We start from the raw sequence: 396 nt of genomic DNA, 5'->3' as shown, positions 1-396 counted from the left end.
TTCCTATGCCACGCTAATTATCGCCGCCCTGTACGCGCTGCAACTGGCGTGGATTGATTACCAACTGAAGAACAAGAAGCTGGCGTTTAACCAGGAAATGCCGCCATTGATGAGTATCGAGCGTAAAATGTTCCACATCACGCAGATTGGCGTGGTGCTGCTAACGCTCACGCTTTGCACTGGCCTGTTCTACATGCACAACTTATTTAGCATGGAAAATATCGACAAGGCTGTGCTCTCTATCGTGGCGTGGTTTGTCTATATTGTGCTGCTGTGGGGACATTATCATGAAGGATGGCGTGGACGCCGCGTCGTCTGGTTTAACGTTGCGGGCGCGGTAATTCTGACACTGGCCTACTTCGGCAGCCGAATTGTCCAGCAGTTAATCAGCTAAAC

1 protein-coding gene is annotated in these 396 nt (G+C 50.5%); it reads left to right on the top strand.

Features of this window, described 5'->3' with window-relative positions; genetic code table 11:
• Positions 1–394, top strand: a 394-nt coding sequence (locus tag CCE82_RS12690; protein ID WP_086429659.1) for a cytochrome C assembly family protein, incomplete at its 5' end; no start/stop codon positions are given.
• Positions 395–396: the final 2 nt, after the last annotated feature.

This window comes from Staphylococcus cornubiensis (assembly GCF_900183575.1).
GTDB classification, from domain to species: Bacteria; Bacillota; Bacilli; order Staphylococcales; family Staphylococcaceae; genus Staphylococcus; species Staphylococcus cornubiensis.
The sequence above is the reverse complement of the archived record's forward strand: the minus strand, read 5'-3'. Positions and strand labels throughout refer to the sequence as shown.